Genomic DNA, 19,063 nt, shown 5'->3' with positions numbered 1-19,063 from the left:
GAGATGGAATCTCCTCTCACCAGCTTGAACCCTTTAAAGCCGCTTTACTGCACTGCCCAAAGCAGTTTCCCAGCTTCATTCAGATGCATGCTACTCGCGCACGGTGAAGGCTGATCTCGAAGAGTCTTGGTCAGAAGGGTTTGGATCATGAGTGGCTGGTTAAAAAAGCCGAACACCGTCACCATTCGGCTATCGGATGGCAGACAGGCGATTTGAGGCCTACAATAAATCATGAAGTCGCTTCTTATTTTGCTGGGCGTAGCTGCAACGTTACCAGCCACTGAGCCCACATGGGTGCTCGAAAGCACAGCAGCATGGCAGGCGCGGGATTCACAAGCAGAGTGGGTGTTTCATGATCAGCTTTGGATCGGCGGTGGCTGGTTTCAGTCTTTTGCAGAGCCACCGCGCGATGTGTGGGCATCGGGTGACGGCAAGGATTGGAAACTCATCGAAAAGAACGCGCCGTGGTTGCATAGCGATCTGTCAATGAACATCACGTTTGCCGAAAAGATGTGGGTCATGGGCGGCTGGCATAATGGAAGGCTGCCCGGGCACTCGGCAAGCAACCAGGTCTGGTCGTCTGGTGATGGTGTGAAGTGGGAGCAAGTCACGGCGAGCGCGGGATGGTCACCGCGTCTTGCGGCGGGGCTGGTGGAGCATCGCGGCCGCCTGTGGATGCTCGGCGGCACGGAGAACTACTACTTTGGCGATGACACGAGTTTGAAAAACGACGTGTGGTCCTCAGCCGACGGCAAAAAGTGGAAACAGGAGGCGGTGAAGGCCGCGTGGTCACCGCGTGCATATCATCAGGCGGTTGTGCTCAACGACAAGATCTACATCTTCGGCGGCGGCAACTACACGCCTGCTTTCCATGCGAAGAATGATGTGTGGTCATCCAGCGATGGCGTGAACTGGACCTGCGAGACGGAGTCTGCGCCGTGGGAGCCGAGGCTGTGGTTCAGCGCGGCGGTGTATCGCGGACGCATGTGGGTGCTCGGCGGCTGGTCAAAGGACAAGGACAACTTTGGCGACGTCTGGCACAGCGCGGACGGCAAGAGCTGGCAGCGCCTTGAGACGAAGACCTGCTGGAAGGCCCGGCATGAGCACTCGGCTTTCGTTTTCAAAGACAAGCTGTGGATCGCCGGCGGTCATGCTCGGCCGCTGTCGAATGAAGTGTGGTCCCTGAGTTTGCCCGCCGAGCAGCGATCTGTGATCACACTGCCGGTGCGGATTCATCTCGTGCAATCAGACACGATTCCTGCGATGCACACGACGCTGTTGGAGGCGGATGTGAAGCGCATCATGGGCAAGGTAAACAAAGTCTGGTCGCAGGCGGGCATTCAGTTTGAGATCGAGTCCATCGGCCCGACGACAGCCGTCCCGTTGCCGCCGGAGATGCGGATGACGCCTGAGTTTGATCGCGTGCATTCGATGATTCCGAAAGACAGCCTCAGCCCGAAGGCTATCGACATCTGCTATGTGAAGGATGTGCAGCCGAATGGCTTCTACTACGGAGAACCTGTCGTCGTGAAGGACACCGCGAAGCTGCGTGAAGTGCCCGGTGGTCTCGATGAGCCGCTGCCGCGTGTCACCTCGCATGAGATCGGTCACGCGCTCGGTTTGAAACATCGGCAGGACAATACGAACCTCATGCAGTCTGGAACGACGGGCTTCAGTTTGAATGAAACCGAGATCGCCATCGCTCGGAAGAAGGCGCAAGATTACTTGGACCAGCGCAAATGAGCGGTGGTGGCGAGTTTGTCGGCTGGCCTGACGTATGTTCCGCACGACATGAAAAGCTCATTCGTGCTCATCCTGGGACTTCTCGCGCTTGTTCCGCGCGCGGAGGCCGTGGATTATTCATCGCAAATCAAGCCGCTCCTGAAGCAGAAGTGCTACTCGTGCCACGGTGGACTGAAGCAAAAGGCGGGGCTGCGATTGGACACGGCGCAGCTCTTGTTGAAGGGCGGCAAATCAGGTTCGGCGACGAAGTTCATCATCGAGCGTGTGACCGAGACGGATGAGCACAAGCGCATGCCGCAGGAGGCGGCGGCCCTTTCAGCGGAGCAGATCGCGATGCTTCGGGAGTGGATCGATGCCGGAGCACCGGGACTGGCCAATGAAACGTCGGAGGCCGATCCGAGGCAGCATTGGGCCTTTCAAAGAGTGCGGCGTCCGGCTTTGCCTAAGGCCGCAGGCAGGAATGCGATTGATGCGTTCGTGAATGAAGCGCTTGTAGCGAATCAACTCACGCCATTGCCGGAGGCGCCTCGCTCCACGCTGCTGCGGCGGGTTTACCTCGATCTGATCGGTCTGCCGCCGACGCGTGATGAGCTTCACGCTTTTCTCACAGACACTTCATCCGACGCTTACGAGCGCGTCGTGGACCGACTCTTGAATGATCCGCGCCATGGCGAGCGCTGGGCGCGGCATTGGATGGATGTGTGGCGCTACAGCGACTGGTATGGCCGTCGCACGGCGAATGATGTGTGGAACAGCGCCCCGCAGATCTGGCGCTGGCGGGACTGGATCGTGAAGTCGCTGAATGCTGACAAAGGTTATGACCGCATGTTGTCGGAGATGCTTGCTGCGGATGAAATAGCGCCGCTGGATGATGAGGCGGCGGTGGCGACCGGCTTCTTGATTCGGAACTGGTATGCGCTGAATCCGAATCAGTGGATGCGCGACACCATCGAGCACACTGGCAAGGCCTTCCTCGGCCTCACCTTCAACTGCGCGCACTGCCATGATCACAAGTATGATCCCATCTCGCACGAGGACTACTTCCGCTTCCGTGCGATCTTTGAGCCGCTCGGTGTGCGTCAGGATCGCTGGCCGGGCGAGGCCGATCCGGGCCCGTTTCAAGAGTATGTCTATGTGACGCAGCGCAAACCGAAACGTCTGGGCGCGGTGCGTGCCTTCGACAAGCAAAGTGATGCGAAGACGTGGTTCTACACGGGTGGCGATGAGCGCAATCGCGTGGAGAACAAACCGCCGCTCACGCCGGGCATGCCGACCTTTCTGAGCGCACAGAATCTAGCCATCCAACCTGTGTCGCTGCCCACGGATGCCGTGTATCCCGGTTTGCGGCCTGCGATTCAGGAGACGGAGCTGACGAGCCGCATGAATGCGGTCACACGGGCCGAGGAGGAGCTTCTCGCACTCACCGCATCGACGCAGAGTGCAGCGACCGCTTTGGAAAAAGCGCGCATGGCTCTCAAGACGGCGCGTGCGGCTCTTGCCAGCTCCATCGCGCGGTTCGCGGCGGATCAGGCAAAGTTTGGCGACACTCCCGAAGCGCAAAAGCTCGCGCTCGCACGCAAAGCAGGCCAGGCAGAGCGCGAGGCGACTGTCGCCGACGCGGAGGCGGCTCTGGCGGCTGCGATTCATGCGATGAGCGTTCCCGCGAGTGATACGAAGGCTGCGGATGCCCTGAAGAAAGCTCAAACAACTGCGCAGGCGGCCTTGACCAAGGCGGAGGCTGCGCGCGCGAATCCGAAATCACCGGAAGCCTACACGTCGATGACGAGCGTGTTTCCCGCGCAGAGCACGGGTCGGCGCAAAGCACTCGCAGAATGGCTCACGCGGCGTGATCATCCGCTGACGGCTCGCGTGGCGGTGAACCATCTCTGGATGCGGCATTTCCAGGAGCCGCTGGTCGCATCCGTGTTTGATTTTGGTCGCAATGGCGCGAAACCAACGAACCCGGCGCTGCTCGACTGGCTGGCGGCGGAGTTGATGGAAAACGGCTGGAGCATGCAGCATCTCCACCGGCTGATCGTCACTAGCGCGGCGTATCGGAGGAGCAGTAGAACGGGTTTTCCTACCCGTTCAGGAGACGAGTTGGAAAACTCGTCCTACAAAGATCCCGACAACCATTTCCTCTGGCGCATGAACTCCTCACGCATGGAGGCGGAGGTCGTGCGCGACAGCGTGCTGCATCTGGCCGGTGCGCTTGATCCGAAGATGGGTGGTCAGGAATTGGAAAACACCGAGGCGGAGACCAGCGCGCGACGTAGCCTTTACTTCAGTTGCCATCCCGAAGTCGGTGGCCGCAGTGCCATGGCGGCGATGTTCGACGCGCCTGAGCCAACGGACTGCTACCGCCGCACCAGCAGCGTGCTGCCGCAGCAGGCGCTGGTGATGACGAACAGCAAACTGGTGCATGATCACAGCGCGGCGCTTGCTCGACAGATTGGAGCGGACACCTCAGATTTCATCACTGCTGCCTTCGAGCACATCCTGAGCCGCACGCCGACCGAAGTCGAACTTGTCTCGTGTCGTCACTTTTTGAAGCAAGGCAGCAAGGAAAGCCTGGTGCGGGTGCTATTGAACCACAACGACTTCGTCACTGTGCGATGAACCGACCGATTTCATCTTCCACCTTCCCCTGCGGCCAGATCAGCCGCAGACGCTTCCTCGCGGATGCGGGCATGGGGTTCACGGGTTTGGCCTTGGGTGGCACGTTGATGAGTGATGGCATCGCAAAGGCATCGCCCGCGCTGACGCCAATGATTCCAAAGGCGAAGTCGGTGATCTGGATATTCCTCTCCGGCGGCTACAGCCATGTGGAGACGTTCGATCCGAAACCTGCGCTCACGAAGTATGCGGGCATGACTTTTGACAAGACACCGCTCGAAAACCCACTGAACTCCGACAAGCATCACAAGCGCTTCCGCTCCGTGGCGGCCCAGGAGATCAACAAACGCGATGTCTATCCCAGCATCTACCCGATGCAGGTCGGTTTCAGCAAACAAGGGCAATGCGGCGTCGAAATCACCGACTGGTGGCCGCATTTGTCGAATTGCGTCGATGACATCGCCTTTGTGCGGAACATGTGGACGACGGACAACGACCACTTTGCCGAAAACCAACTGCACACGGGGCGGCATCGCCTGGATGAACAGCAGCCCTGCATCGGCTCGTGGGTGCATTACGGACTGGGCACGCTGAACGAGAACCTGCCGAAGTTCGTCGTGCTCGGTGGTCCCACGGACAGCACAAAGCGGCTCTCGATTGATTCTCTCTACCTCGGCCCCGATCACGCCGCCGTGCCTCTAACACTCGACCCGAACAATCCGCTGCCTTTTGGCAAACGCGACTCGCGGCAAAGCGCGGACGAGCAGGTGCGCGAATACCAGCTCATCAACCGGCTCAATCAGCTCACCGCTGTCGAGTATCCCGAGGACACCTCGCTGCGCGCGCGCATCCATGCGTATGAGCTGGCGTTCCGCATGCAGATGGCGGTGCCCGAGACGCTTGATTTGAAGACCGAGAGCGATGCGACGCGGAAGCTCTACGGCATTGATGAACCGGCGACCAAAGATGCTGGTGAGCGTTTCCTGGCCGCACGTCGGCTTGTGGAGCGCGGAGTGCGTTTCGTGCAGGTGTATCCGTCGAACACCGGCAAGTGGGACTCGCACGCGCAGTTGCAGAAGAATCACACGGGTCTGTGCGAGAGCGTGGATCAGCCCGTCGCTGGTCTGCTGCGCGATCTGAAGCAGCGTGGCATGTTGGAAGAGACCCTCGTTGTGTTCTGCACGGAGTTTGGCCGCACGCCTGGCATGGAGACGCGCAGCGGTCACAAAGACGGGCGCGATCATCATCCGCACGGTTTCACCATCTGGTTCGCCGGTGGCGGCACAAAGGGCGGCACCGTGCATGGCGAGACGGATGAACTCGGCTACCACGCGCAAGGCGAAGGTCATTACATCACCGACCTGCACGCGACGACGTGCCACCTGCTCGGCATCGATCTGCGCGCGCTTGAGGTTCCGGGACGCAAGCGGCTGGAGATCGATCATGGCAATGTCATCCATGAGGTGCTGTCTTGATAACCCTACCTCCCGTCGCTCGTATCATCAGACCTCATGCTCACCATCAACGGCACATCTCGCTCCAACTGCTCCGGCGTCACGCGTCGTGAGCTTTTGCAGATTGGCGGTGCGGGGTTGTTTGGGATGACGCTGCCGGGCGTGCTCGCCGCGGAGGAGGAGCAGCAGGCTTTTGCGGGCGGGAAGGCGAAGTCGGTGATCTTTTTGTTCCTGTTTGGTGGTCCGAGCCAGCTTGAGACCTTTGACATGAAGCCGGATGCGAAGCGCGAGGTGCGTGGGCCATTCAAGCCAATCCGCAGTCGCACGCCGGACCTGCTCATCAGCGAGCATCTCGGGCGTTTGGCAAAGATTTCGGACAAATACGCGGTCATCCGCTCGATGACGCACAACTACAACGATCACAGCGGCGCGGGCCATTATCTGCAAACTGGCCATCGCTGGCATCTGCCGGTGGGCGGCGGTTTTTCGGCCACGCCGCAGGATTGGCCGTCGATGGGCTCGGTGGTGGAGCATTTGAGTCAAAAGCTGCCCGGCGGCATGGAGCGTGATCTCGCATCGTATGCCGTGCTGCCCAATCGCCTCGGCAAGTTGCAGGATCGCGGGCAATACATCCGCCCTGGCGAGTATGCAGGCTGGCTCGGCCAGGCCTACAACCCGATGACGACCGTCATCAACAAAAAGGAAGTGAAGGACAATCCCTACTGGCGTGCCTGTGCGGATGGTGAATTGAGCTATGAGATCGAAGGCCTGAAGCCAGTCATTCCCGTGAGCCGAATCCAGGAGCGTGTCGGCTTGCTCGATCAATTCGAGGCTGTTCGCACGCGACTCGATATGGGTGATGGCGATGCAATGGACCTGCATCGCAGGCGGGCGATGGCACTCATCTCCTCCGACAAAACCAGCAGCGCTCTGAACATCCGCGCCGAAGCAGAAGTGATGCGGGATCGCTATGGGCGTCATCTTTTCGGCCAAAGCTGCCTCATGGCACGTCGTTTGGTCGAAGCAGGCACGCGTTTCGTTACCGTGCATTACGATTCCCCCGATGGCTATGGCTGGGACTCGCATCGCAACAGCGACGATGTGCGCGATCACCTGCTGCCCACGTTTGATCAAGGCTGCTCCGCACTGCTCACCGATCTCGACGAGCGCGGATTGCTCGATGAGACGCTCGTCATCGCCATTGGCGAAATGGGTCGCACACCGACGCCCAACGCCACCTGGGGCCGCGGCCACTGGAGCACCTGCTTCCCCGCGCTCATCGCCGGAGCCGGAGTGCGCGGCGGCATCGTTTATGGCTCTTCGGACAAAGAAGCCGCTTATCCCGATGACAAACCCGTGTCGCCCGAGGATCTCGCCAAGACGATCTACTGGTCACTCGGCATCGATCCCGACCTCATGCTCATGAATCGCGAGAACCGCCCGATCCCCATCGTGGACGGCGGCAAGCCGGTGATGGCGCTGTTTGGGTAGGGTAGGCTTTCTAGCCTGCCTCATTTCGAATGATACCGCCTGGAAAGGCCATGCTACGAGGCGCTGTATTGCTTCCATGCGCACACTTCTGCTCGCCTTCCTCGTCACCGCCTCCGTTTTCGCCGCCGATGCTCCCAAAGCACCGCTGATGGCCGGAGCAGCCACCTCAAACATCACGCCGGAGCTAGGCGGCGAGGTCGTGGGCGGTTTCGCGCCGTATCCATGCACACACATCCATGACGAACTTCACGCGCGCTGTCTGGTGCTCGATGATGGAAAGACAAAGCTGGCACTGGTGGTGTGTGATTTGCTCGGCCTGCATCGCAGCGTGTCGCTGAAGGCACGGGAACTCATCGAGAAGGAAACCGGCATCCCGGCGGCGAATGTGCTCATCAGCGGCACGCACACGCACTCAGCAGTGAATGCGCTAGGCGGGCCGGTGAGGTTTTACGGATCGGACATGGAGCTGACGGATTTCCAGAAATTCGTCGCGCGACGCATCGCGGACGGAGTGCGGCGCGCGATCAATCTGCTGCGTCCAGCGGAGATCGCCTTTGGCACCGTGGACGTGCCGGAGCATGTGCATATCCGCCGCTGGTTTCTCAAAGAAGGCTCCATGCCGCCGAATCCGTTTGGCAAGATCGACAAGGTGAAGATGAACCCAGGCGCGGGCAATCCTGCACTGGTGGAGCCTGCGGGTGAACCCGATCCAACGATCAGCATCATCGCGCTGCGTGAGCCGGGCGGGCGGCTCATCTCCGTCTATTCGGCCTACTCGCTGCATTACGTCGGCGGTGTGACCGGCGCGGACATCTCCGCCGACTACTACGGCGTGTATTGTGAGGCTTTGAAGAAGCTGCAAGCCAGCGGCGGCGACTATCCTCCCTTTGTCGCGATGATGGCGAACGGGACCAGCGGCGACGCCAACAACATCAACTTTCGCAATCCCCAACCCGGCAAGAAGCCCTATGAGCAGATGCGGTACGTCGCCGAAGATGTCGCCGCGAAGGTGAACGTGGCTTTGCAAAAGCTGACGTGGCAAAGTGAAGCCCCTCTCGCGGCGAAGTATCGCGAACTTGACGTGAAGTGGCGCGCCATCCCTGATGAACTCATCGCCTGGGCCAAAGAAACCGAAGCCAAAGCCCCGCGCATTCAAGGCGGCAAAGCCGACCTGCCGCTGGCATACGCAGGCCGTGTGCAACGCCTCGCCAAGGCCAGCCCCGAGACGAAATTCCCCGCACAAATCCTCCGCATCGGCGACATCTGCATCGGCTCCTCGCCTTGCGAGACGTTTGCCGAGACCGGCGTCGAATTTCGCAAGCGCAGCCCGTTTGCAAAGTCCTTCATGGTCGAACTGGCGCACGGCTACTACGGCTACATGCCCACCCCGCGCCACTTTGAACTCGGCGGCTACGAAACCTGGCCTGGCACGAACAACACCGAATCCCAGGCCTCCGTGAAACTCATGAACACGCTGCTGGAGATGGCGGCGGAGGTGAAGTCGGAAGCCAAGTGATCCACTACCATCATGAATGCCGCGCCGTTTTTCCCATTGATCTTGGCGGCGCTGCTGTTGCCTGCTTTTTCATGTCAGGCACAGGGCCAAGTCGCACCATGGTATGAGGACCGGACGAACTTGGTCTTCTACAAAGACGATCAGGGCAAGCCGCAGCCAGTAAAGTCCGCCGAGGACTGGGCGCGGCGTGTAGCACACATTCGGGCAAACATGGAGTTGGTGATGGGAGCGCTGCCGGAGAAGACAACACTGCCTCTGGACCTCAAAATCGATGGCGAGACGCCGCTGAGGCACTACACGCGGCAGCATGTGACGTTTGTGGCCGAGGAAGGCGACCGCGTGCCGGGATGGCTGCTGGTGCCAGATGGCGCGAGCGCCACGGACAAGCGACCGGCGATGATCTGCCTGCCAGGAAGTTCCGCGCCGGGAAAGGACACTCCCGCAGGCCTCACGGCGCTCGCGGATCGTGCGTATGCGCATGAGCTGGCGGAGCGCGGTTACGTTTGTCTCGTGCTCGACTACCCGCTGCTGCACACAGAAGAATACAAGACCGATCCGTATGCGCTGAAGTATGACAGCGCTACGATGAAGGGCATCGTGAACCACCGGCGCGGCGTGGATGTGCTGCAATCGCTACCGTTTGTCGATGCGGAGGCCATTGGCGTGATCGGGCACTCACTCGGCGGACACAATGCGCTGTTTCTAGCCATGTTTGATGAGCGGGTGAAGGCGGTGGTGTCGAGCTGCGGGTTCAATGTCTTCGCGAAACACAATGGCGGCGACGTACGCGCCTGGAGCAGCCGCTTCTACATGTCGCGCATCAAGACGGTGTATGGCGATGTGCCGGCGAAGATTCCCTTCGATTTCACCGAGGTGCTGGCCGCTCTGGCACCTCGCGCGGTGTTTGTGAACGCGCCACTGCATGATGCACCGGACTTCGAGGTTTCCGGCGTGCGCGATTGCTTTACGGCGGCCATTCCGGTGTATCGCGAGGTGTTCCAGGCCGAGGACCGGCTCGCGGTGCGTTATCCCGATGCCGGTCATGCCTTCCCTGCAGCGGAGCGTCAGGCGGCCTATGCGTTTCTCGACAAGCATTTGCGGCCTCGCGTTGGCAAAGTGGAGTTGAAGCGTGATCTCGTCGCCCACTGGCCTGTGGTGGACAAGGCGCTCGAAATTCCGGCCAAAGACGCGCCTCAGCTTGGCGCGGGTGATTTCACTTTGTCGATGTGGATACAATCGGATGAGGCTGCGGACCGTCTCTCAGGCGATCTGATGAGCCAATACGATCCGGTGAAGCGGCGCGGGTTTCATTTCACGCTGAAGAGCAATCCGGGCGCGACGACGAACCAGGCGAACTGGCGGCACTTGCAGTTCGGCATTGGTGATCATCGCACGTCGGAGTGGCGCGATTGCGGGCGTCCCGGCAATGCCACGCTCGCCTTTGGGCTCGCGGTTCATGAAGGCGCTCTCTATGCGAGCACCTGCGAGCCGGGGAAGAGTGAATCGGGCCATGTGTATCGCCACGGCGGAGGTGACTTGTGGATCGACTGCGGTTCGCCGGACAAGTCGAACACGGTCACGGCGCTCGCGGTGCATCACGGCAAATTTTACGCCGGAACAGGCAAGTATCGGCTGGGCGGCTCCTCGTTGAAGGAATCCGAAAACACCACGCTCGGTGGGCGCGTGTTTCGTTATGAAGGCGGCACAAAATGGGTGGACTGCGGCCAGTTGCCCGAGACGGAAGCCGTGGGTGGGATGGTGGTGTTCAAGGATCAGCTTTATGCCTCGTCGTTGTTCAAACCCGCCGGGTTCTTCCGCTACGAAGGTGAATCGCGCTGGACGGCGCTGCCGGTGCCGAAGGGACCTGATCTCAAGACACAGGAGATCGGACCAAAGCGTGTGGAGGCGCTGACCGTGCATGACGGCTTCATCTACGCCAGCAGCTACGACGGTGGCCATGTGCATCGTTTTGATGGCAAGACGTGGACCGACTGCGGCCAGATCGGCGACAACACGCAGACTTACTCCTTCGCGCAATACGAAGGGCGTTTGTATGTGGGCACTTGGCGCAGCGGACGTGTGTTTCGTTTCGAGGATGTCGGACGATGGACCGACGTGGGCCGCCTCGGCGAGGAACTGGAGGTCATGGGCATGACCGTTCACAACGGACGCCTCATGGCCGGTTCTCTGCCACTGGCGGAGGTGTATTCGTATGAAGGCGGCGACACGTGGAAGAAGCTCGCACGGCTCGATCACACGCCCGATGTCACCTATCGCCGCGCCTGGACGATGGCCGAGCACGATGGTCAGGTGTTTTGCAGCACGCTGCCTTCCGGCAAGATTTTCGCCTTCACCGCCGGCCAGCAGACCGCCTGGGGCCACACGCTGTCGTCCGCATGGCACCACGTCACGGCGGCGAAGTCAGCGAATCGGCTGACGCTCCATGTCGATGGCGAAATGGTCTCTCAAACGCCTGCTTTTGAGGCCACGACCTATCAACTCGACACAAACGCCCCGCTGCGCATTGGCACGGGCATGAATGGAGCCTTGAACGGCCGCCTCTCCGATGTGCGCATGTATCACCGAACTCTGAATGCCCTGGAAATCGAGGCGCTGGCGAAGGAGGCACCCAAACCATGAGCAAGCCTTTCCCTTTCATCTTCACATGCTTGATGTTGGCCGCAGGAGTGGCCTGGTCACAGGACGACGTATCACCACTGAAGGCAAACGGACAGCATGTGAAAATTTTCTTGCTCACCGGCCAGTCGAACAGTCTGGGCACGACGGCTGACAAGAAGGAGCCAGACATCACGCCGGGCAAGGACGCGCTGGATGCGCAGATTCCGTTCTTCTGGGCCAATTGTTTATCACGAAACAGTGATGGCACGGTGAAGCTTTACGACGACTCGGGCGGCAAAATCTTCACGTTGCGATCACAGAAAGGTGATGGAGCGAATCCGCTGTTCTGGGGCCCAGAGATCGGCTTTTCACGGCACTTGGCCGCGAATGGCGTGAAGGATTTTCTCTTCGTGAAAGCCAGCCGTGGCGGCGGTGGCAACAGCTTCTGGCTAAAGGGCAGCCGCGATGATCACATGTATCGCCATGTCGTCGAAACCGTGCAACAGGCGATCCAGGCCTTGCCGCAAGGCGTCACCTTCGAGATCGCCGCGCTGCTTTACATTCAAGGCGAGAGCGACAGTCCCGCCGAAGCCGCCGCATCGGGTGAGCGATTGAAGACGCTCGTCGAAAACCTTCGCAAGGATCTGCCGAACGCTGCTGCGATGAAGGTCATCATCGGCGGCATTGCCTCAGGCGGTGAGAAGAGCGATGTCGTGCGTGCGCAGCAGTCCGCCTTGGCGAAGAACGATCCCACCTTTCATTACATCGACACACTGGACCTGCGCGGACAGCGCTACGACAACCTGCACTTCTGCAAAGGCGCCAAACTCGAAATCGGCCAGCGCATGGCGAAGGCGTGGCTGGAGTGGGGCAAGTAGCACGCATTCAAGTTGGTCCGTCGCGAATCACAATCGTGAGATCCGTGTCGTGATGCTGATCGCATGATGCTTCTCATAGCCGGCGTATCAGCCTCAGTTCAACTCACCATGAAATGCCTCATCACAATTCTCCTGACTTGTCTCACGTCTTCCACGCTTGCCGCCTGGCAGGCGGGTGTCGCCAAAGCAGACATCACGCCAACGGAATCCGTGCCGCTGGCGGGCTACGGCGGCAAGACGCGGATGTCACAGCAAGTGGAGCATGCGATCTGGTTGAAAGCGCTGGCTTTGAAGGATGACTCGGGCGCGACTTCGATCCTGGTGACGGCGGATTTGGTGGGATTGAGCGACAAGATGATCTCGGTGATCGCGAAGAACGCGGCGGAGAAGCATCGCATTCCGAGAGAGCGGCTGATCTTGAACACCTCGCATAATCACTCGTGTCCGGTCACCGAGGATGTGCTGTGGCTCTATTATGAATTCACGCCGGAAGAGGCGGCGGCGAAGGATCGCTATACGACGATGGTGTATGCGAAGTATGACGAAGTGATTGGCAAGGCTATCGCGGCTCTTGCGCCTGCGGAACTCGCATTTGAGCAAGGTCTGGCCGGTGTGGCGGTGAATCGACGTCGCTCGCGCGGCCCGGACAGCCGCAAGCTCGGCGGGCAGGTGGATCAGGATGTGCCGGCGATCACGGTGAAGAGCGGAAGCAACCTCAGGGCCATCGTCTTTGGTTATTCCTGCCACACGACAGCTTTGGGCGGGTTGAGCATCAATGGCGACTACGCGGGCTTTGCACAGCTTGAGTTGGAGAAGTCGTTTCCTGGCTCCGTGGCGATGTTTGTGCAGAATTGCGGCGGGGATGCGAATCCACTGCCGCGCATTCGCGGGAAGGATGTCGAAGCGACGGAACTGGCGGGCATGTATGGCAAGGTTCTGGCTGAAGCGGTGCGCCAGGTCATCGCCGCGCCGATGAAACCACTCAGCGGGCCGATCCAGGCTGCAATGGGCGAGACGGAGCTGGAATTGCAGCCGGGGATTCCGCTCGATGAGTTGAATCAACGTGTTCCAAACCTCACCGGCATGCCGAAACGAGAGTTCGAGCACTTCATTCGCCAATATGAAACCCTCGGCTCGCCGCCGGATCGGGTGAAGTATCCGATTCAGGTGTGGCGCATCGGGGCGGAGTTCACCTTCATCGCACTCACGGGTGAAACGGTGGTGGATTACTCGCTGAAGTTCAAAGCAGCCTATGGCTGGAACAACACCTGGGTCTGCGGCTACAACAACGACCTTACAAGTTACATCCCCAGTCTGCGCGTGCTGAAGGAAGGCGGCTACGAGGGTGTGACCGGCATGTTTGAATACGGCCACCGTGCGCCTTACATGGAAACGGTGGAGGAGAGGATCACGGCGAAGGTCAGTGAACTCGTTGAAATGGTAAAATGATGTTGGGTAGAATGATGTCCTGAATCAAAACCATCATTTTACCCGACATTATTTTACCAAAGGAGCCGTTTGCTCCGGCGTCACGCGGCCGCCGGGGAGCTCCATGATCTTGATGTTGCGAAAATGGATCTCCGCGCCCTCGGATTCGAGGCAGAGGTAACCTTTGCGCACGGTGGACTGGCTGATACCGTTCACGAACTTGCCGTTGATCGAGAGCTTCACGGTTCCATCGACGCATACGACGTCGTAGGTGTTCCATTCGCCTTTGCCTTTGCAGCGCATCTCCCACGACATGCTGCGGCGACCGCGTGGATTGTCGGGGATGCCCTCAAGCCCGTTCGCGCCGAAGAGTTCGCCGGAAACATAGCCGGGATGATTCGGCTGGCCGTCTTTGCCGGGATGCAGCTTCGGCCATTCGAGTTCAAGCATCTGCACCTCCATGCCTTTGGGCAACGGACGATTCGGAGGCGTGCTGCCTTCGCTCCAAACGAAGACGCCGGAGTTGCCGCCCGCCTGTGTGTGCTTCCATTCAATGTGCAGGATGAAGTTCTCATACTGCTTCTCGCTGCGCATCACACCGATGGGCAGGCCTTTGCACACGAGCAGGCCGTCTTTGACACTCCAGGTGTCCTTGCTGGTGTTTACATCCACCCAGCCAGTGAGGTCCTTGCCGTTGAAGAGATCGCGCCACTGCGGCACATCCTCGGCGAGAGCGGCGGTGGCGAGGAGGATGGAGAACAAAAGCGGTTTCATGGTTTTGGTGGGTTTCGATAGATGGCACAAAGTGGTCCGCACAGTCCCCTGTGCGGAATCAGGAGACGCTCGAACCGCACAGAGGACTGTGCGGACCACATTTAGCGTGCTTTCACAGCGCGGCCCGGACGAGCATCTTTCACAAGTTCGCCATCACGCACGACGAAAGTGCCGTTCACCAAGACGTGCGGAATGCCTGCTGAAGGCGTGGTGGGCGCTTCAAACGTCGCGCGGTCGATCACCTTGACCGGATCGAATACGGTGATGTCCGCATCGGCCCCGATGGCGATGCGGCCTTTGCTTTTCATCATCGGAACATGACCTTCGAGGCGTTTGGCGGGCAGGATGGTCATCTTCGCCAGCGCGCCCATGAGCGGCAGCAGCTTCTTTTCGCGGGAGTAGTGGCCGAGCACACGTGCGAAGGTGCCTGCCCCACGCGGATGACCTTTGCCATCGACAAACGGGATGCCGTCGCTGGCGATCATCACGCCGGGATGCGCGATGGCCTTCTCGACGTTCTCGTCCTTCATCATGTAGATGATCACCCAACCGCCTTGCTTGCGATACGACTCAAACGTTGCCTGCGTGAGCCGTTCACCCGTCGCGGCCCAGGCAAGATCGCCATAACTGATTTTGAGATTGTCCTGCCAGCCGGGATTGAACATCGCAGACTCCAGTGCGGTGGATGCGGCGGTGTAGGGATACACTTCCGTCGTGAGATCCATGCCAGCGGCCTTGCTGGCGTCGATCAGCTTCAAGACCTCCGGCACATCCGTGATGCCACTGCTGCCGACATGCACGATGTGCAACGCCGCGCCGGTCTTCTTCGCCGTGTCGATGGCCTCGCGGATCGCGGCGATGCCAAAGGCTCGCGTGTGGACAAAAGCGGGCACCTTGCGCTGCGCCGCGATGCGAAACATCGCCTCGATCTCGCTTGGATCGGCCGCTGGCGTGTAATTGATGCCGAATCCGATGCCCAACGCGCCTTCATCAAGCCCGCGCCGAATCGCCTCGTCCATGAGCTTCAATTCAGCCTCGCTCGCGATCTTGTTGGCCCCAGCGGGCGATGCGCCGAGACCAGAAACACGGGCGCGATTCACCGCCCAGTGCCCAATGCGAAGCTGCGGATGAAACGCGGCAAAGCGCACCGTGATGTGGCCGACAGCGGCTCCGAAATTCAGCGGTGCCTTGCCTTCCATGGAGCGATACCAATCACTCACCGGATAAACGCCGACTTCCATGTCGAGCGCCGTCGTCACACCATCACGCGCCTGGATCTGCATGTCACCGGTGGTCTGGCCGTGCGCATGAATGTCGATGAAGCCGGGGGACACGACTTGCCCTGGCACATCGAGGATCTTTTCACCCGAAAGCGGCGTCTCGGAGATCGCGCTGATTTTGCCGCCCGTGATGCCGATGTGGCGGATCGCATCGAGACCAGTCGCGGGGTCCATCACACGACCATTGGCGATGACGAGATCGTGCGCAGAAAGTGGAAGCGCGCTGGCAAGGATCGCGAAGAGGATGCGGGCGTTCATGAGATGCGGGAGAATGCGCTCGCGCACCGGACTCAGCCAACCAATTCGGTGATCACCTTGCCTTCATCCGCGACGATGGGACGTGGGCGCCCCTGCGGATCGATCCAGTTGGTGTTCTGCTCGATGCCGAGATGATGAAACACCGTGGCGGCGAGATCACCGGGCGCGACGCGGCGGCTGTCGATGTCACCGCCCTGACGGTCGGTGCTGCCGATGACCTGGCCGTGCCTCATGCCACCACCAGCCACGACCATGGACATCACGCGCGGCCAGTGATCGCGTCCGGCGTTCTTATTGATGGTGGGGCTGCGCCCGAACTCGCCGAGCATGAGAATGAGCGTGCTGTCGAGCAGGCCGCGATCTTCGAGGTCGGTGACGATGGCGTGCAGTGTGCGATCCACGCTCGGCAGCAGCGGCGTGAGCCCTTTTTTGATGCCTCCCCATTTCACTTCATCGCCATGATGATCAAAGTAACCCCACGCACCGCTCACGGTCACAAAGGTGGACCCGGCTTCGACGAGACGACGTGCCAGCAGCGCCTTTTCGCCAATGCTGTCGCGGCCATAGCGGTCGCGCATTGCAGGCGTTTCGGCATCGAGATTGAAGGCGCGTTGTGCGTTGCCGGTCATGAGCACCTCGTAGGCCTGCTGCGTGTAGCGGTCTGCGGCAGCGATTTGAGCATTGCCATCGACGCTGCGCTTCCAGTCATCCATTTGTGCCAGCAAATCCCGGCGATTGCCGAGTCGATCGACCGTGAGGCCTTCGGAGAGTTTGAGCCGCCCGGCGAGATCTTTGCCGCTGACAGGTTCAAAGTCACCACCCATGTGCCCCGCGCCCCAGATGTCGGCAGGCAGCGAGTCAGCCAGCGCGACGTAACCAGGAATGCCCGGCGCGTTTGCCCCGCGAAACTTCGCCGCGATGGAGCCCATCGACGGCCAACCGCCGCCATCACGACCATCGTTCGTGCGCTTCGCGAGCGGATTGCAGGCCTGCATCGTGATCGGCGTGTGATTGCTGGCGCTGCAATCGACCGAGCGGATCAGCGTGAGCCTATCCATGATCTTTGCCGTGAGTGGCAAATGCTCGCAGACATGAATGCCGGGCACCTTGGTTGAAATGCTGCCGAATGGGCCGCGAATCTCGCTCGGCGCGTCAGGTTTCGGGTCCCACATGTCGATGTGGCTCGGGCCGCCGGAGAGCCAGAAGAGAATCACGTTGGTCTTGCTCTTCGCTTGTCCGGCTGCGGCGGCCAGCGCCTGCGTTTGGAGCAGCGAAGGCATCGAAACACCCGCCAAGCCAGCGAGTCCAGTCTGAAGAAACCCACGCCGCGTGGAGCCGACGCGCAGCAGATCTCCGCGAGCGGGACTGAAGGCCTGAGTGATGGAGGCAGTCTTGGAATTCATGCGTGTGGCGTTGGTTTGCTGACAAACCTACGCCGCCACATCGGCCGACTTGCTGTATGGCTCAAAAGAGTCAGGGCTTGGTCGCTGGAAACAATGCCTGCATGGCCCGCACGGTTTGATCCACGAGGATCTGGCCGCCTTCAGGGCCGACTTTGTTCACGTGTGGCAGGCCGCTGTAGCTGCCGCCTTCAATCGCGAGCGCGGTGGGCAGATACATGCCGCAGCCGTTGGTGAGCTGGAGCACGAAAGTCTGCTGCGCGGGGCTGCGGGCCTTCATCTGGATGCCCCAGTCGAGATACAGCTCAAAGGTGTTCGTGGTGATGGCGATGTCGCCGAGACGCAGGGCATGCAGCTCCATGTCGTAAGCGGGAAGTTTGTCCGCTTCCTCGAATCGCTTCACGATGCCTTGTTCGAGCTTCAGCATCGTGATGACGCGGTTGTCCGGCTTCTCGACGACGCTGTATTGCGCGATGTTCTTCTTCGCGTCCTCATACTCGCGTTGCAGGATCTTGCGCGGCGGCAGCGGCAGGTCTTCGACGATGTGGCCGAAGGGCGCGTCGGTGCGGATGTCGGCCTTCGCGGCATCGACCGTGTCAAAAACGGCATTGCTGATGCGGCGGCCGAGTTCCTGCTGGCGCGTGAGGCCGCGCAGCTTGATCATGCGCACCTCGGCATCCTTGCGATACTGCGGATGCGGCGATTGATCACCCGCCGCGCTGCACCAGCCGAGCACGGTGAGATCTGGCATGTTCAATTTGGCCTTCAACTGCTCGCGTGCGTCATGCCAGAAGTCGGCGTTGAGCGCGCTGCGGCTCTCCACTTCCTGTGATGGGCACGCGACATTGATCGCGACGGCCTGGAGCTGCTTTTCGGCATTCCAGAAGAATAGCGCCTCGATTCCCGAGTCCGAACCGGCCTCCATGTGGCGGAAGCGCGCGTCATTCGTCTTCGCATACATCTGCGCATGACCATCGGCGAAGACGGAGCGGCGATTCTCGCCGATCTGCGCGAAACCGAGCGTCCAGCTTACACCGCCCGGCTTGCGGCCCTTCCACGCCTGCACGGCGGCCTGCGAGAGTCGCTCGACGAGAAACGCGGTGTATTCCAACGGCTGCATGACGCCTTCCTTCGGGATCGGATAGGTGATGAGCGTCTCCTCGGGAATCTCCGAGGTCACCGGCGCGGTGTGCGTGTGCGTGGCGGAAACGATGACCTTCCGCACATCAAAGTCCGGCAGCAGCGGCTTCAGATGGTGGCGAAACTGCGCGAGCACCGATTGATGAATGCCCACAAGGTCGCAGGAGATGAGAATGCTCTGATCGACCACCTTGCCGCCTTCCACCGATTCAATCGCCACCGCAGCGGCGATGATCGGAGCTTCCACACTTTGCGAAATGCGCGTCCCAAACTGCCCCGCGAGCGCCACGGGCTTGTCCGGCGTGATGCTGACTGTGGACGAGCCGATGCGGAGTTCGGCAGAGTGCAGCGAAGTGGTGACCAGTAGAGCAAGGAGAAGTCGCATGAGGGTCAAACGGTCTGCCGCAGCGGATTCTTCGAAACCCAGGGCGCATGATGCATGCAACAATGAGTCATGCCTCGGCTT

At 60.3% G+C, this 19,063-nt stretch carries 12 protein-coding genes; 8 read left to right on the top strand and 4 right to left on the bottom strand.

Translation table 11 applies throughout. The features are described from left to right. Nucleotides 1-231: 231 nt before the first annotated feature. From AC6FTP_RS07825 to AC6FTP_RS07790, 8 genes are all read left to right on the top strand, one after another. Nucleotides 232-1,743 (top strand): Kelch repeat-containing protein, encoded by a 1,512-nt coding sequence (locus AC6FTP_RS07825; protein WP_497206352.1) that lies wholly within the window; start codon nucleotides 232-234, stop codon nucleotides 1,741-1,743. A 48-nt stretch (nucleotides 1,744-1,791) separates the two neighbouring features. Further along, nucleotides 1,792-4,362 carry a PSD1 and planctomycete cytochrome C domain-containing protein gene (locus AC6FTP_RS07820; protein WP_497206351.1) on the top strand — a complete coding sequence of 857 codons (2,571 nt, stop codon included), beginning with the start codon at nucleotides 1,792-1,794 and terminating at the stop codon, nucleotides 4,360-4,362. Further along, entirely contained in the window at nucleotides 4,359-5,834 is a 1,476-nt protein-coding gene (locus AC6FTP_RS07815; RefSeq protein WP_497206350.1) for a DUF1501 domain-containing protein, read from the top strand. The genes AC6FTP_RS07820 and AC6FTP_RS07815 overlap by 4 nt, the downstream gene beginning before the upstream one ends. Before the next feature lie 36 nt (nucleotides 5,835-5,870). Beyond that, nucleotides 5,871-7,304 carry a DUF1501 domain-containing protein gene (locus AC6FTP_RS07810; RefSeq protein WP_497206349.1) on the top strand — a complete coding sequence of 478 codons (1,434 nt, stop codon included), beginning with the start codon at nucleotides 5,871-5,873 and terminating at the stop codon, nucleotides 7,302-7,304. 76 nt (nucleotides 7,305-7,380) lie between these two features. After that, nucleotides 7,381-8,820, top strand: a complete 1,440-nt coding sequence (locus tag AC6FTP_RS07805; protein WP_497206348.1) for a hypothetical protein — start codon at nucleotides 7,381-7,383, stop codon at nucleotides 8,818-8,820. 12 nt (nucleotides 8,821-8,832) lie between these two features. Next, nucleotides 8,833-11,460 carry a LamG-like jellyroll fold domain-containing protein gene (locus AC6FTP_RS07800; RefSeq protein WP_497206347.1) on the top strand — a complete coding sequence of 876 codons (2,628 nt, stop codon included), beginning with the start codon at nucleotides 8,833-8,835 and terminating at the stop codon, nucleotides 11,458-11,460. Next, nucleotides 11,457-12,317: a sialate O-acetylesterase gene (locus AC6FTP_RS07795; protein ID WP_497206346.1), complete on the top strand. Its 861-nt coding sequence runs from the start codon at nucleotides 11,457-11,459 to the stop codon at nucleotides 12,315-12,317. The genes AC6FTP_RS07800 and AC6FTP_RS07795 overlap by 4 nt, the downstream gene beginning before the upstream one ends. Nucleotides 12,318-12,425: 108 nt before the next feature. Beyond that, complete coding sequence (locus AC6FTP_RS07790) at nucleotides 12,426-13,766, top strand: hypothetical protein (RefSeq protein ID WP_497206345.1); 1,341 nt, start codon at nucleotides 12,426-12,428, stop codon at nucleotides 13,764-13,766. 48 nt (nucleotides 13,767-13,814) lie between these two features. Here the strand turns inward: AC6FTP_RS07790 and AC6FTP_RS07785 are convergent, their stop codons facing one another. The 4 genes from AC6FTP_RS07785 to AC6FTP_RS07770 all read right to left on the bottom strand — a co-directional run bounded on the left by AC6FTP_RS07785 (nucleotide 13,815) and on the right by AC6FTP_RS07770 (nucleotide 18,982). Further along, a complete protein-coding gene (locus tag AC6FTP_RS07785; protein ID WP_497206344.1) occupies nucleotides 13,815-14,519 on the bottom strand; it encodes a 3-keto-disaccharide hydrolase in 705 nt (234 codons plus the stop codon). A 101-nt stretch (nucleotides 14,520-14,620) separates the two neighbouring features. Then, nucleotides 14,621-16,057, bottom strand: a complete 1,437-nt coding sequence (locus AC6FTP_RS07780; protein ID WP_497206343.1) for an amidohydrolase family protein — start codon at nucleotides 16,055-16,057, stop codon at nucleotides 14,621-14,623. 32 nt (nucleotides 16,058-16,089) lie between these two features. Beyond that, complete coding sequence (locus AC6FTP_RS07775) at nucleotides 16,090-17,460, bottom strand: DUF1501 domain-containing protein (RefSeq protein WP_497206342.1); 1,371 nt, start codon at nucleotides 17,458-17,460, stop codon at nucleotides 16,090-16,092. A 70-nt stretch (nucleotides 17,461-17,530) separates the two neighbouring features. After that, complete coding sequence (locus AC6FTP_RS07770) at nucleotides 17,531-18,982, bottom strand: hypothetical protein (RefSeq protein ID WP_497206341.1); 1,452 nt, start codon at nucleotides 18,980-18,982, stop codon at nucleotides 17,531-17,533. Between the last annotated feature and the right edge of the window lie 81 nt (nucleotides 18,983-19,063).

The sequence above is a fragment of the Prosthecobacter sp. genome (assembly GCF_044378005.1).
GTDB lineage: Bacteria > Verrucomicrobiota > Verrucomicrobiia > Verrucomicrobiales > Verrucomicrobiaceae > Prosthecobacter.
Note: the sequence above shows the minus strand (reverse complement) of the source record. Positions and strands in the feature narration are given on the sequence as shown.

Bases quoted from the DNA above. Each gene is read 5' to 3' on its own strand.
- AC6FTP_RS07810 (WP_497206349.1), top strand. From the start codon at position 5,871: ATGCTCACCATCAACGGCACATCTCGCTCCAACTGCTCCGGCGTCACG.
- AC6FTP_RS07770 (WP_497206341.1), bottom strand. From the start codon at position 18,982: ATGCGACTTCTCCTTGCTCTACTGGTCACCACTTCGCTGCACTCTGCC.
- AC6FTP_RS07800 (WP_497206347.1), top strand. From the start codon at position 8,833: ATGAATGCCGCGCCGTTTTTCCCATTGATCTTGGCGGCGCTGCTGTTG.
- AC6FTP_RS07790 (WP_497206345.1), top strand. From the start codon at position 12,426: ATGAAATGCCTCATCACAATTCTCCTGACTTGTCTCACGTCTTCCACG.
- AC6FTP_RS07785 (WP_497206344.1), bottom strand. From the start codon at position 14,519: ATGAAACCGCTTTTGTTCTCCATCCTCCTCGCCACCGCCGCTCTCGCC.
- AC6FTP_RS07805 (WP_497206348.1), top strand. From the start codon at position 7,381: ATGCGCACACTTCTGCTCGCCTTCCTCGTCACCGCCTCCGTTTTCGCC.
- AC6FTP_RS07815 (WP_497206350.1), top strand. From the start codon at position 4,359: ATGAACCGACCGATTTCATCTTCCACCTTCCCCTGCGGCCAGATCAGC.
- AC6FTP_RS07795 (WP_497206346.1), top strand. From the start codon at position 11,457: ATGAGCAAGCCTTTCCCTTTCATCTTCACATGCTTGATGTTGGCCGCA.
- AC6FTP_RS07820 (WP_497206351.1), top strand. From the start codon at position 1,792: ATGAAAAGCTCATTCGTGCTCATCCTGGGACTTCTCGCGCTTGTTCCG.
- AC6FTP_RS07775 (WP_497206342.1), bottom strand. From the start codon at position 17,460: ATGAATTCCAAGACTGCCTCCATCACTCAGGCCTTCAGTCCCGCTCGC.
- AC6FTP_RS07825 (WP_497206352.1), top strand. From the start codon at position 232: ATGAAGTCGCTTCTTATTTTGCTGGGCGTAGCTGCAACGTTACCAGCC.
- AC6FTP_RS07780 (WP_497206343.1), bottom strand. From the start codon at position 16,057: ATGAACGCCCGCATCCTCTTCGCGATCCTTGCCAGCGCGCTTCCACTT.